The organism is Streptomyces sp. NPDC050164, from assembly GCF_044459945.1.
GTDB lineage: Bacteria > Actinomycetota > Actinomycetes > Streptomycetales > Streptomycetaceae > Streptomyces > Streptomyces coeruleorubidus_A.
This window is the reverse complement of sequence record NZ_JBITJK010000032.1, coordinates 104,482-116,741: the sequence shown is the minus strand read 5'-3', so window position 1 is coordinate 116,741 and position 12,260 is coordinate 104,482. Positions and strand designations below refer to the sequence as shown.

12 protein-coding genes and 1 rRNA gene are annotated in these 12,260 nt (G+C 70.1%); 2 read left to right on the top strand and 11 right to left on the bottom strand.

Going from position 1 to position 12,260, the window contains the following annotated elements; all coding sequences use genetic code 11:
• Positions 1 to 59 precede the first annotated feature (59 nt).
• Positions 60 to 176, top strand: a 5S ribosomal RNA gene (rrf, locus tag ACIBNA_RS32955).
• Between the two features lie 61 nt (positions 177 to 237).
• Here the strand turns inward: rrf and ACIBNA_RS32950 are convergent.
• The 4 genes from ACIBNA_RS32950 to ACIBNA_RS32935 are packed head-to-tail and all read right to left on the bottom strand — an operon-like array spanning position 238 to position 3,874.
• Positions 238 to 909 (bottom strand): response regulator, encoded by a 672-nt coding sequence (locus ACIBNA_RS32950; protein ID WP_399168841.1) that lies wholly within the window; start codon positions 907 to 909, stop codon positions 238 to 240.
• Complete coding sequence (locus ACIBNA_RS32945; protein ID WP_399168847.1) at positions 906 to 2,153, bottom strand: sensor histidine kinase; 1,248 nt, start codon at positions 2,151 to 2,153, stop codon at positions 906 to 908. The genes ACIBNA_RS32950 and ACIBNA_RS32945 overlap by 4 nt, the downstream gene beginning before the upstream one ends.
• 24 nt (positions 2,154 to 2,177) lie before the next feature.
• Positions 2,178 to 2,957, bottom strand: coding sequence for an ABC transporter permease (locus tag ACIBNA_RS32940; protein WP_399168840.1), 780 nt, complete (start codon positions 2,955 to 2,957; stop codon positions 2,178 to 2,180).
• Complete coding sequence (locus ACIBNA_RS32935; protein ID WP_399168839.1) at positions 2,954 to 3,874, bottom strand: ABC transporter ATP-binding protein; 921 nt, start codon at positions 3,872 to 3,874, stop codon at positions 2,954 to 2,956. Before ACIBNA_RS32935 ends, ACIBNA_RS32940 begins: the two co-directional genes overlap by 4 nt.
• 95 nt (positions 3,875 to 3,969) lie before the next feature.
• On the opposite strand from ACIBNA_RS32935, the gene ACIBNA_RS32930 reads away from it, so the two are divergent.
• On the top strand, positions 3,970 to 4,557 hold the full coding sequence (locus ACIBNA_RS32930; protein WP_399168838.1) for a GNAT family N-acetyltransferase: 588 nt from the start codon (positions 3,970 to 3,972) through the stop codon (positions 4,555 to 4,557).
• Here the strand turns inward: ACIBNA_RS32930 and ACIBNA_RS32925 are convergent.
• The 7 genes from ACIBNA_RS32925 to ACIBNA_RS32895 all read right to left on the bottom strand — a co-directional run bounded on the left by ACIBNA_RS32925 (position 4,546) and on the right by ACIBNA_RS32895 (position 11,786).
• On the bottom strand, positions 4,546 to 6,132 hold the full coding sequence (locus ACIBNA_RS32925; protein ID WP_399168837.1) for a TraM recognition domain-containing protein: 1,587 nt from the start codon (positions 6,130 to 6,132) through the stop codon (positions 4,546 to 4,548). The two genes, ACIBNA_RS32930 and ACIBNA_RS32925, sit on opposite strands and share 12 nt — an antisense overlap.
• 11 nt (positions 6,133 to 6,143) lie before the next feature.
• Entirely contained in the window at positions 6,144 to 7,556 is a 1,413-nt protein-coding gene (locus ACIBNA_RS32920) for an ATP-binding protein (protein ID WP_399168836.1), read from the bottom strand.
• 6 nt (positions 7,557 to 7,562) lie between these two features.
• Entirely contained in the window at positions 7,563 to 9,119 is a 1,557-nt protein-coding gene (locus ACIBNA_RS32915) for an SCO6880 family protein (RefSeq protein ID WP_399168835.1), read from the bottom strand.
• Positions 9,116 to 10,447 (bottom strand): hypothetical protein, encoded by a 1,332-nt coding sequence (locus ACIBNA_RS32910; RefSeq protein WP_399168834.1) that lies wholly within the window; start codon positions 10,445 to 10,447, stop codon positions 9,116 to 9,118. Before ACIBNA_RS32910 ends, ACIBNA_RS32915 begins: the two co-directional genes overlap by 4 nt.
• Entirely contained in the window at positions 10,437 to 11,267 is an 831-nt protein-coding gene (locus ACIBNA_RS32905) for a hypothetical protein (RefSeq protein WP_399168833.1), read from the bottom strand. The genes ACIBNA_RS32910 and ACIBNA_RS32905 overlap by 11 nt, the downstream gene beginning before the upstream one ends.
• Positions 11,264 to 11,386 carry a hypothetical protein gene (locus ACIBNA_RS32900; RefSeq protein ID WP_268250144.1) on the bottom strand — a complete coding sequence of 41 codons (123 nt, stop codon included), beginning with the start codon at positions 11,384 to 11,386 and terminating at the stop codon, positions 11,264 to 11,266. Before ACIBNA_RS32900 ends, ACIBNA_RS32905 begins: the two co-directional genes overlap by 4 nt.
• A 91-nt stretch (positions 11,387 to 11,477) precedes the next feature.
• The gene (locus ACIBNA_RS32895) at positions 11,478 to 11,786 is read right to left on the bottom strand and encodes a hypothetical protein (RefSeq protein ID WP_003991275.1); all 309 of its coding nucleotides are present in this window, start codon (positions 11,784 to 11,786) and stop codon (positions 11,478 to 11,480) included.
• Positions 11,787 to 12,260 lie beyond the last annotated feature (474 nt).

The window sequence follows — 12,260 nt, the reverse complement described above, 5'->3', positions numbered from 1 at the left end:
ACCACGAACAGCCCCATACCATGGTCACGGTATGGTGCGGCTGAATAGTTTCATAGTGTTTCGGTGGTTATAGCGTAGGGGAAACGCCCGGTTACCTTCCGAACCCGGAAGCTAAGCCTTACAGCGCCGATGGTACTGCAGGGGGGACCCTGTGGGAGAGTAGGACGCCGCCGAACAATTATTGGGAAAGGCCCACACCGTAAGGTGTGGGCCTTTTTCTGTTTTTTGCCGGTGTTTTCACGACGGCTGCACCAGCTTCGTGTCGTACGCCAGGATCACCGCCTGAATGCGGTCGCGGGAACCGGTCTTCGCGAGGATGCGGCCCACGTGGGTCTTCACCGTCGACTCGGCCAGGTGGAGGCGCGTGGCTATCTCCGTGTTCGTCCAGCCTTGGCCGATGACCGTGAGGATTTCGCGTTCCCGGTCGGTGAGGGAAGCGAGGCGTGGGTCGTCCTGGGGTGAGGTTTCCGCGGTCGGGTCGGTCGGCAGGTGGTGGACGTAGGCGTCAAGGAGGCGGCGGGTCAGGCTGGGGGCGACGACCGCGTCGCCGGTGGCCACCGCGCGGATGCCGGAGAGGAGTTCCTCGGGCTGGGCGTCCTTGACGAGGAAGCCGGAGGCGCCTGCGCGGAGGCCGGCGTAGGCGTACTCGTCCAGGTCGAAGGTGGTGACGATCAGGATGCGGGTGCGGTCGCCGGCGGAGGTGATGCGCCGGGTCGCCTCGATGCCGTCCAGGCCGGGCATGCGGATGTCCATGAGGACGACGTCGGGGTGGAGCTCCGCCGCCATGCGGACAGCTTCGCTGCCGTTCGCCGCCTCGCCCACGACCGTCATGTCGTCCTGGCTCTCCAGGAGCATGCGGGAGCCGAAGCGCTGGAGGGGCTGGTCGTCGGCGATGAGGACCGTGGTCACTGCGGGTTTTCCTCCGGGAGGTGTAGGCGGACGCGCCAGCCCTGCTCGGGGTGCGGGCGGGGGCCGGCCTCAAGTGTGCCGCCGTAGAGGGCGGTTCGCTCGCGCATTCCGGGTAGTCCACGACCGCCGCGGGCCGGGTCGTCGGTTCGGCTGCCGTTGCCGGTGTCCGTGATCGTCACTGTCACGGCTCCCTTGTCCTCGTAGGACAGCTCTATCTCCGCGGTGGCGTCTGCGCCGGCGTGTTTGAGGGTGTTGGTGAGGGCTTCCTGGATGACGCGGTAGACGGTCAGCTGGCGGCCTGGGGGGAGGGTGGGGCTGCCGTGGGTGGTGGTGCGGACGGGGAGGCCTGCGGAGCGGACGCCGTCGAGGAGTTGGTCGAGGTCGGTGAGGCCGGGTTGGGGGGTCAGGTCGGCCTGGCCGCTGTGTTCCTCCTCCCGCATGACGTCCAGGAGGCGGCGGAGTTCGGTGAGGGCCTGGCGGCTGGTGGTGGCGATGGCGTCGAGGGCCTGGGCGGCGCGTTCGGGGGACTTGGCGGCCGCGTATCGGCCGCCGTCGGCGAGGCCGGTGATGACGGAGAGGTTGTGGCCGATGATGTCGTGCATCTCGCGGGCGATGCGGGCGCGTTCGGCGGCGGTGGCGAGTCGGGCCTGCTGGTCGCGCTCGGTCTCCAGGCGGCGGGCGCGGTCCTCCAGGGCCTCGGTGTAGTCGCGGCGGGTGCGGACCGTGACGCCGATGAGGGCGGCCACGGTGATGGACATCAGCTGGGAGCCGACCTGCTGGTGCCAGGTGCCCTCCCCGTGGCGGGCGACCGACACCAGGACCGGGACGATCACCAGGGCCGTCGCCCACCACAGGTCGCGCAGGGCCCGGCGCAGGGCGATGTGGTAGACGACGGCGAGCTGGAGCAGGGCTGCCTGGAGGGCGGCGCCGGTCCAGGCGTTGACGAGGGCGAAGAGGGCCATGGCGGCGAGGACGGCCCTGGGGTGGGTGCGCCGCCAGAGGAGGGGGACCGAGCAGCCGAGGCTCAGGATGAGGAGGAGCCAGCCGGGGACGTCGAGGTTGTGGGCGTTGTGGCGCCAGCCGCCGCCGATGTAGTCGATCAGGGCGGCTGTCACCCAGAAGCCGGTGATGTGCAGGTCCCACAGCAGGGGATGGCGTCGGTCGAAGGCACGCACCCTGCGGGTGAGGCGGTGGGCGTACTCGGTGAGGGGCTCCGGCGCCCGGTGTTCCGTCACGGGGTCCATCGTGAGGGCTTGCGAGGCCATGTGTCAGACGTCTCGGCGTCGTAGGACCGTAGCGGCCAGCGTGAGGGTCGCCGTCGTCCACAGGATCATGGCGAGCAGGGCGGTGCCCGGGGAGGCCGTGTCGGGCAGGGGCTGGGCGGTGGTGAGGGTTTCCAGGGCCTTGCCGGGGAAGTAGCGGACGGCGTCGTCGACGATCTCGTACGGGAGCATGGCCAGGACCTCCGGGACGATCATGATGAGGCCGATGAAGGCGCCGATGGCCATCGGGACCGAGCGGACCAGGGCGCCGATGCCGAGGGCGAGGACGGCGAGCAGGGTGAGGCCGGCCGCGTTGCCGGCCAGGGCGCGCAGCACGCCCGGGTCGCCGAGGGCGGCGGACTGGTCGGTGCCGGTGAGGAAGGACTGGGCGAGGGGGAAGGTGAGGAGGTTCGTCAGCAGGGTGAGGGGGAAGGCGATCGCGGCCAGGACGGCTGCCTTGGACCACAGGACGGGCAGGCGGCGTGGGACTGCGGTCATCGTGGCGCGGATCTGGCCCGTGGAGTACTCGCCTGCCGTGGCGAGGATGCCCAGTACTCCGAGGTTGATCTGGGCGAACTGGGTGCCGAGCAGGACGAAGGCGACCGTGTCCATCCCGCCCTCGCCGGTGCCGTCGTAGGCGGCTCCCAGGCCCGCGCCCATGGCGGCGGTGAGGGCGCTGGTGGCGATGAGGGTGATCCAGGTGGAGCGCAGGGTCCAGAGCTTGTGCCACTCGGAGCGCAGGACGCGGGCCGGGGTCACGCGGTAGGGGAGACTCGCCGTGGTCATGCTGCCGCTCCTTCGAGGGTCGCCGCGTACTCCATCGCGTCGCGGGTGAGGTCCATGAAGGCCTCCTCCAGGGAGGCGGCGTCGGGGGTCAGTTCGTAGAGGGGGATGCCGTGGGCGGCTGCCGTGCGGCCGATGTGTTCGGCGTCCGTGCCGCGGACCTGGAGGGTGCCGGGGGTGTCGGTGGTGATGTCGACGCCGGGTGCGGTGAGGAGGGGTACGAGGTCGGAGGCCTGCGGGGTGACGACCTTGACGGTGCCCGTGCCGCAGTCGCGTACGAAGTCGGTGACGGTGGTGTCGGCGAGGAGGCGGCCGCGGCCGATGATGACCAGGTGCTCGGCGGTGAGGGCCATCTCGCTCATCAGGTGGGAGGAGACGAAGACCGTGCGGCCCTCGGCGGCGAGGGACTTGAGGAGGTTGCGGATCCACAGGACGCCCTCCGGGTCGAGGCCGTTGACCGGCTCGTCGAGGATGAGCGTGGCCGGGTCGCCGAGGAGGGCGGCGGCGATGCCGAGGCGTTGGCCCATGCCGAGGGAGAAGCCCTTGACGCGGCGGTGGGCGACGTCGGTCAGGCCGGTGAGGCCGAGGACCTGTTCGACCCGGGCCCGGGGGATGCCGTGGGTGTGGGCCAGGGCGCGCAGGTGGTGGTAGGCGGTGCGGCCGGGGTGGACCGAGCGGGCCTCCAGCAGGGCGCCGACTTCCGTGAGGGGCGAGGGGTGGGCGGCGTAGGAGCGTCCGCTCACGGTGGCGTGGCCGCGGGTGGGGGCGTCGAGGCCGAGGATCATCCGCATGGTCGTGGACTTGCCGGCGCCGTTCGGGCCGAGGAAGCCGGTGACGGTGCCGGGGCGGACGGTGAAGGACAGGTCGGTGACGACCGTCCGGTCGCCGTAGCGTTTGGTGAGTTCGTGTGCCGTCAGCATGCTTCGATGCTCGTCCGTGCGGGGGGCGGCGGTCGTCGGACCGGCGGCGGTAATCGGGGTGAGGGGTGCCGTACCCGGGTACTACCGTTGCCGGCATGAGCTATGTGATCCGGTCCGTCCGTGCTGATGAGTGGGTCGCGGCGAAGGAGCTGCGGCTCGCGGCGCTGCGGGATCCGGTGGCGCACCTCGCCTTTCTGGAGACGTACGAGGAGGCCGCGGCCAGGCCGGACTCCTTCTGGCAGGAGCGGACGGCGCGGGCCGCCGAGGGGGCGGACGCGGCGCAGCAGATCATCGCCGAGGGGCCGGACGGGCGCTGGGTCGGGACGCTGACCGTGCTCGTGGAGGAGCCCGGGACGAAGGACTGGGCCGGGTTTCCGGTGGAGCGCAAGCAGGGGCATCTGGTCGGCGTGTTCGTACGGCCCGAGGAGCGCGGCAGCGGGCTGACCGAGGTGATGTTCGACGCGGCCCTGGAGTGGGTGTGGGGGCGGGGCTTGGAGCGGGTGCGGCTCATCGTGCACGAGGACAACGGGCGGGCGCAGCGGTTCTATCGCAGGGTGGGGTTCGTGCCGAGCGGGCTGATCGTGCCGCTCGGGGACTCCGGGGACTCCGGGGACTCCGGGGAGCGGGAGTTGGAGTTCGTGCTCGAGCGGAGCGCTTTGGGGGTGCCCTTCTCAGACCGGTAGTTCGTCGTGCGGCCAGCGGGCGCGGCCCTGTTCGCGGGACCGGAGCAGCGCCAGGGTCGGCAGGCCCCGGTCCGCTCCGGTGGCCAGCAGCTCCGGGAGCTGGGGAAGCGGGGCCACGGCGGCGACGTCGTCCAGGACGAGGGTGAATGGTGGGTCGAGGCGACCGGAGGATGACCGTTCGGCCATGTGCCGGCCGCGCTCGACCACGCTGGAGACGAGGGCCGTCAGGAGGGGCATCGCGCCCGGGTTCGTCCTGGGGTCCTCGATGGATTCACCCACCACATAAAGCGTGCCCCCTTCGTGGACGAAGGAATCCAGGGCGAGGGCATCAGTTCGGTTGGGAGTGCAGGCCTCGCGGATGTTGACCGTGGAGAGCGCCGCGAGGGCACGGGTCGTCAGCTGCTGGGCCATGTCCCGGCGTTCGGGGTGGGCGGTGAGGGCGCCTTCGAGTTCGCCCGCGGAGCCGGGGGCGGCCTTGGGGTTGGTACGGAGGATGCGTACGGCGTCCTGGATCTGGGTGCCCTGGGACCAGCGGTGGACGTGGCGGATGGTGCGGCCGTCGATGGCGGCGGCGTGCAGGTAGCTCCGCAGGAGTGTCTCGGCGGTGTCGCCGAGGGCTTGGTCGAGTTTGGCGGTGGGGCGGACGGGGGTGAGGAGGGCGGCGGCTCTTGCTGTTGCCGTTTCTCTGTCCTCGCAGCCGGTGGTGGGGGACCAGTGGAGGCGGGACGGGGTGTCGCAGAGGTGGGTGGGGTCGTAGAGGTGGGTGGGGCCGAGCTTTGCCCTGCCGTCCTTGGTTTCCTGCCAGAGGGTGGGGTTCGACGTGACGACGAGGGCGGGGCCTTCCGCGTCGCGTACCGCCTGGGTTGCCGTGGTCTGGCGGGTTTCCCTTGGGGCTACGAGGATTCTTTCCCACCCGCCCACCCGTTCCTGGGAGAACAGGGAAGCCGGGGTCGCGGGCGTGGCCACCGGGTTGGGGGCCAGGGGCGCTGTCGGCTCCAGGAGGTGCGTGGGCTCGGGGGCGGCGCGGCGGGGGGTGGGGACGTCGTGCTGTGCCGGTGCCGGCGTCCCGTGTTGCGGTGCTGCTACGTCGTGCCCCGTGCCCGGTGTGCCCTGTAGTGGTGGTGCCGGGAGTTCGTGCGCGGGTGCGGGACTGGGCTCGTATGCCGCGGCCCCTGTCCGTTCCGCTGTAGTTGCCCTCTCCAGGCGGCGTCGTGCCCGGCCTGCCCTCCAGCGGGCCACCGTGCCCATCACGAACACCGTCAGGACGACCAGGACCATCAGCTGGCCGATGAACAGGCCCCAGAACAGGCCGTAGCCGGAGAGTTCGCCGGGGGGTGTGTCGGGCCAGGCGCCGGGGATGTCGTGGGGCTGGGCGATGAGGCCGCGCATGGCCAGGGGCGTGCGTGTGAAGGTGACGCCGGACGGCCAGGAGCCGTGGGCGAACAGGGCGGCGAGGCCGGTGGCCGTCCACACCAGCAGGGTCATGCCGAGGAGGAACGCGAGTATGCCGACCAGCAGGCCGTCGGGGATGCCTCCCTGGGGGTCCCGCTGGGTACGGCGGTCGTCCGGTCTCACGCGCCCTCCCCCTACGCCACTGTCGACTCGGAGTCGCCCAGGTGGTGCTCCACGAAGGCCGCCGCCCGTTCCTCCGCCTCGAGTTCGGCGGCGTGCAGGGCGTCGTCGTCCGCGAGGTCCGCGGAGGACTCGGTCATCGCGCGGTCGGTGAAGACCAGTGGGCGTTCGGTCTCCGTGACCAGGTGTTTGACGACCTGGACGTTGCCGTTGACGTCCCAGACGGCGATGCCGGGGGTGAGGGTCGGGATGATCTCGACCGCCCAGCGGGGCAGGCCCAGGACGCGGCCCGTCGCCCTCGCCTCGTCCGCCTTCTGGGCGTAGATCGTCCGCGTCGACGCCATCTTCAGGATCGCCGCCGCCTCCTTCGCCGCCGCACCGTCCACCACGTCCGACAGGTGGTGGACCACCGCCACGAACGACAGGCCGAGCCGCCGCCCGAACTTCAGCAGGCGCTGGAACAGCTGTGCCACGAAGGGGCTGTTGATGATGTGCCAGGCCTCCTCGACCAGGAAGATGCGCTTCTTCCGGTCGGGGCGGATCCAGGTGTGCTCCAGCCACACGCCGACGATCGCCATGAGGATGGGCATGGCGATGGAGTTGCGGTCGATGTGGGACAGGTCGAAGACGATCAGCGGGGCGTCCAGGTCGATGCCGACCGTGGTGGGGCCGTCGAACATGCCGCGCAGGTCACCGTCGACGAGACGGTCCAGGACCAGTGCCACGTCCAGGCCCCAGGCCCGTACGTCGTCTATGGCGACGTTCATCGCCTCGGCCGACTCGGGCTCGGGGTGGCGCAGCTGCTCGACGATGTCGGACAGGACCGGCTGGCGGTCCACGATGGTCTCGTTGACGTAGGCGTGCGCGACCTTCAGGGCGAAGCCGGAGCGCTCGTCCAGGCCGTGTCCCATCGCGACCTCGATGATGGTCCGGAGCAGCGCGAGCTGGCCCGTGCTCGTGATCGCGGGGTCGAGCGGGTTGAGCCGGATACCCATGTCCAGGGCCGCCATCGGGTCCAGCCTGATGGGGGTTATCCCCAGCTCCTGCGCGATGAGGTTCCACTCGCCGACCCCGTCCTCGCCCTGGGCGTCCAGGACGACGACCTGGCGGTCGCGGAAGCGGAGCTGGCGCATGACGTACGTCTTCTCCAGCGCCGACTTGCCGTTGCCGGACTCGCCGAGGACCAGCCAGTGGGGGGCGGGGAGCTGCTGGCCGTAGAGCTGGAAGGGGTCGTAGATGTAGCCCTTTCCGGAGTACACCTCGCGGCCGATGATGACGCCGGAGTCGCCGAGGCCCGGGGCGGCGGTCGGCAGGTAGACCGCCTGGGCCTGGCCCGTGGACGTGCGCACCGGGAGCCGGGTCGTCTCGACCTTCCCGAAGAGGAAGGAGGTGAAGGCGTCGGTGAGGACGGACAGCGGGTCCCGCATCAGGTCCTACCTCCGAATGCCGGTGGCGAAGGGAAGGGTGTTCACGAAGGCGCGGTGGTGCTCGCGGTCGCACCATTCCAGCTTCAGGTACGACTTTCCTGCCGAGGCCCTTATCGTCCGCTTGTCGCGGGCGAGGGCCTCGGGGGAGCGCGAGGAGACGGTGATGTAGCCGACGAGGTTGACGCCGGCGGCGCCGCTGGCGAGGTCCTCGCCGCGCTGGTCGAGCCGGGAGTTCGCGGCCACGTCTCGCGGGTCGAGTGTGCGGTTCATCTTGGCGGCGCGGGACGCCTCGGCCTCGTCGTTGGTCTTCTCCGTCAGCATGCGCTCGATGGCGACCTCGGTGGGTTCGAGGTCCATGGTGACGGCGACCGTGCGGATGACGTCCGGGGTGTGGACGAGCAGCGGTGCGAGGAAGTTGACGCCGACGGGGGTCATCGGCCACTCCTTCACCCAGGCGGTGGCGTGGCACCAGGGGGCGCGGGTGGAGGATTCGCGGGTCTTGGCCTGGAGGTAGGTGGGCTCCATGGCGTCCAGCTCGGCCGGCCAGGCATTGCGTTTCGTCATCGCCTGGATGTGGTCGATCGGGTGGTCCGGGTCGTACATGGAGTGGATCAGCGAGGACAGTCTGCTCTGGCCGAGCGGCTGCCGTACGCGGATGTCGGCCTCCTGCAGGCGCGAGCAGATGTCGGTCAGCTCGCGGGCCATGACGACGGCGAGTCCGGCGTCCCGGTCGACCTTGCCGCCGTGGGCGCGGGCGGCCCGGGCCATGGCATTGGCCTCGGCGGCGAGGTCGCGGGTGTAGTGCATGCAGGCGACGAGGTAGGCGCGGTGCTGCTCGCTGCTGGTGGACACCATCGACTGGAGCTGGTCGTACGACTGCTGGAGCCACGGCGGTGCCTTGTCGTCCCCGCGGACGGCGACGTCCTTGGCGTGGGCGTCCGGGTCGGCGGGGAGGGTGCGGGCGAGCATCTGGAGGCGGGTGACGAAGCCGTCGCCGTTGGCCACGTGCTTGAGCAGGGTGCCGAAGCGGTCGACGAGGGCCTCCTGGTCCTCGCTGTCACGCAGGCCGACGCCGGGGCCCTCGATCTCGATGGCGGCGGTGACGGTCTTGCGGTCGGCGTGCAGCAGGACGGCGATCTCGTCGGGGCCGAAGGGGGCGGAGAGCCAGGTGATCCTGCCGATGCCCGGGGGCGGTCCGATCTCGACCTCGCGCCCGTCCAGCCGCGTCCCGGCCTCGATGACGGAGGAGCGGTAGGCGGTGCCCTGCTTCAGGGTCCGCTTGTAGCTGCGGTTGATCTCGAACCACTTGTAGAACGTGCGGTGCTTGTACGGCACGTAGACGGCGGCCAGCGCGAGCATCGGGAAGCCGGCGAGCAGCACGATGCGCAGGGACAGCACGGGGACGAGGAGCCCGCACATCATGCCGAGGAACGCGCCCACGACGATCAGGGCGATCTCGCCGGTCTCGCGGTTGCGGCCGATGATCGCGTTCGGCCGGGCGCGGCCGATCAGATATGTCCGGCGGGGCGTGACCGGATGGGACACGTGGGACTCGGTCGTCAACGCCCTTCACCTCCCGTGCGGTTGGTACTGCTGTTGCGGGTGCTGCTGGCGTGGGGAGTGTTGACGGGGCTGCTCGAACGGGGTGCGGGTGCGGCGGAGGGGACAGATCCGCCGCCGTTCGAGGTGCGCGAGCTGTGCGCGGCGACTCCACCGGAGGCGGGGTTGCTGGGGCGGGGGGCGGAGGACTGGCTGCCTCCGCCATTGTTGTCGGCGCGCGAGCTGTGGGTCTTGATGCCCTGCGCGACCAGGGTGGCCGGGGAGCTGATGACCGCGGCGGCCTTGCCCTCGGCGCCCTGCATGAGGCGGTTGTTGCGGGAGCCGGCGATCTCGTCGCCGAAGCCGGGGACGAAGCGGTAGATCATCGCGCTGGCGAAGATGGCGAGCAGGATGATGGCGAGGCCGGAGACCACGGCGGAGAAGGCGTCTGGGCCGTCGTCGGCGGAGAGCGCGCCGGCGAGGCCGAGCACGATGACGATCACCGGCTTGACCAGGATCACGGCGATCATGATGCCGGCCCAGCGGCGGACGTGGCCCCACAGGTTCTTGTCGACGAGGCCGGCGTAGACGACGGTGCCGAGGAGGGCGCCGACGTAGAGCAGGGCGGCGCGGATGACGAGCTCCAGCCACAGCACGCCGGCGGCGAGGATGCTGACCAGGGAGACGACGATCAGCATGATCGGGCCGCCGCCGATGTCCTCGCCCTTCTTGAGGGCCTCGGAGAACGTGCCGAAGAAGGCGTCGGTCTGGTCGCCGGTGGCTTTGGCGAGGACCTCGGTGACGCCGTCGGTGGCTGATACGACGGTGTAGAGGATCAGCGGGGTGAAGGCGGAGGCCAGCACGGTCAGCCAGAGGAAGCCGATGGCTTCGGAGATGGCGGTGGTGAGGGGCACGCCGCGGACGGCTCGCTTGGCGACGGCCAGGAGCCAGAGCAGGAGCGTGAGGATCGTCGACGCGGCGAAGACGACGGCGTACTGCTGGAGGAACTTCGGGTTCGTGAAGTCGACGTTCGCCGTCTCCTTCACTGCCTCGCTGAGCTTCTCGACGGTCCAGGAGGCGGCGTCGGCACAGCCCTTGGCGAGGGAGGAGAGGGGGTCGAGGGTGGAGGTGGGGTCCAGGCGGGAGGTGCCGCCGCCCCCTCCGCCGGAGCCGCCGCCTTCCTCGCAGTACTTCCTGGCAGGCGGAGCGATCAGCGAGCAGTCGCCGCTCTCGCTCGGTGTGGGCGTGGGCGTGGGCGCTGCCAAGGCTCGTGTGGCGAACAGTACGGCGGACGCCTGTGCGGCGGCCACGAAGCCGACGAGCTTGAGCACGCGGTGCGAGCTACCGGGCATACGTGAAGCCTCCGTACTCTTCGACGGCCTTCGCCATTTCGTCGGCGCTGGAGGCCCTGTCATCGCCGGGAACGGGCGTCGGGCCGTCCTTCTGAGAGTGCGTCACGATTTTCCAGTCGCTATTGGTCCACTCGAGTTGCATCGTGATGGTGAACCAGCTGTTCGTGACCGGGGTCGTGGAGTTCTCGCCCGCAAGGCCAAGGAGGCCGCTGCACCAGACCTCGACGGCCGCGCTGCCGGCCGAGTACTCGGTGACCTTGGTGCCGATCGGGCTCGTCCGGGACACGAACGTGAAGCCCTCAGGGGCTGAGCCGTCCTCGTTCAGGCCGATGTTCTTGTTGAACTCCGGTGTGTACGCCTTGTCCAGTCTCGCTTCGAAGCCGGCCACCCGGGAGGGAGCGATGATGCCCCGCAGGACGGCGTCGCGCTTGGCCTTGTCGAACATGTCGGCCGAGCCCAGCGCGACGGCATAGTTGGCCGCCGCACTCTCCACTCCCTGCTGGTCATGTGCGAACCCCGATGGAATTGCCCCGGTCTTCGCCTGCACCGGCCGCTGCCCCGAAGGCGCCGTCGACGCGGCCTCCGGCTTGTTGGCACTGCCGCCCGCGGATGAGGAACCGTCGCCTCCCCCACGGTTCGCGAAGGCGATCGCCGCGATCAGTAGGACCACCACGCCGACCACCGTGACCAGGCTGCGGGACGACGAGCGGGGGCGGCGGGGGGTGCCGTAGGGGTCGGATCCGGTGTCGGGCAGGCGGGTGCGTGTCTGGCCCGTGCCGCCGTAGCCGCCGGAGGCTTCGTGCTCGTCACCGAGACTCATGCCGCGTACGCCCCCTCGACGTCGTGCGGAAACACCTCGTACCGGTCGTACTGCTCGTACTCCTCGTACGACGGTAGCCGTGCTGGTTCCCGCGCGGGCGCGGTGTGGTGACTCGACATCAGGGAAACGCAACCTTCGCCGGTGGGCACGACGGGCGGGTGGGATGGAGGGGGAGCCGGGCGTGCCCGGCCGGGACGGACCGTGCCCGGCCTACACGGCCATGCCGTACACGATGGTGAAGAGCGTGCCGAGTGAGCCGATGATGAACACGCCCGTCAGGCCCGCGATGATGAGGCCCTTGCCCTGCTCGGCGCTGAAGGTGTCCCGCAGGGCGGTGGCACCGATGCGCTGCTTGGCGGCGCCCCAGATGGCGATGCCGAGGCAGAGCAGGATGGCGACCGCCATCACGACCTCGATCATCACCTTGGCCTCGTTGCCCAGGCTGCCGAAGGGGCCCCAGTCCGGAGCGATCCCGCCGATGATGGTGTTGATGTCTCCCTTATCGGCCGCAAAGAGCATGTAAGTCACCGCCCCTGTTGGGTAGTTCCGCATCCTCTGCGGTCGTGCAGAGGTCAGGCCTCATTCTCGCCGACGATGACGCTGTCGTATGTCGACTTGGCGTCATTGATTGGCGGGTTTCGTACGAATACCTTGCCACCGTTCCGCGCCTGCCCCTAAGGGAGGCGCCGGACGGTGTACGAAGGATCGTATGGTCACTCTGTGTATCACGGCGGGTCACGTCGGGCAATGAGGCCTGGGCGAAACCTGTCGTGTGGTTCCGTCGTTGTGCCCTTTTATGACCTACGTCATCTTTCCGGACCGTTTCTGACGGTCGGTCGGGTGAGTGGTCGTACCGAGTCGTGTCGGTGTTCTCCGGGTGAAGGCTACCTGGCGCGGCGAACGGGCCGCGGCTTGTCCCCCCTGCCGTGCCCAGTGACCCGTGCGGCCGGGTGGCGTTCTTCAGTGACGGTCTGTCACGGAGGTGAGGGGCGT

Coding starts and splice junctions, on each gene's coding strand:
- ACIBNA_RS32905 (WP_399168833.1), bottom strand. CDS start 11,267: ATGAGTCTCGGTGACGAGCACGAAGCCTCCGGCGGCTACGGCGGCACG.
- ACIBNA_RS32945 (WP_399168847.1), bottom strand. CDS start 2,153: ATGGACCCCGTGACGGAACACCGGGCGCCGGAGCCCCTCACCGAGTAC.
- ACIBNA_RS32940 (WP_399168840.1), bottom strand. CDS start 2,957: ATGACCACGGCGAGTCTCCCCTACCGCGTGACCCCGGCCCGCGTCCTG.
- ACIBNA_RS32910 (WP_399168834.1), bottom strand. CDS start 10,447: ATGCCCGGTAGCTCGCACCGCGTGCTCAAGCTCGTCGGCTTCGTGGCC.
- ACIBNA_RS32930 (WP_399168838.1), top strand. CDS start 3,970: ATGAGCTATGTGATCCGGTCCGTCCGTGCTGATGAGTGGGTCGCGGCG.
- ACIBNA_RS32935 (WP_399168839.1), bottom strand. CDS start 3,874: ATGCTGACGGCACACGAACTCACCAAACGCTACGGCGACCGGACGGTC.
- ACIBNA_RS32920 (WP_399168836.1), bottom strand. CDS start 7,556: ATGCGGGACCCGCTGTCCGTCCTCACCGACGCCTTCACCTCCTTCCTC.
- ACIBNA_RS32895 (WP_003991275.1), bottom strand. CDS start 11,786: ATGCTCTTTGCGGCCGATAAGGGAGACATCAACACCATCATCGGCGGG.
- ACIBNA_RS32900 (WP_268250144.1), bottom strand. CDS start 11,386: ATGTCGAGTCACCACACCGCGCCCGCGCGGGAACCAGCACGGCTACCG.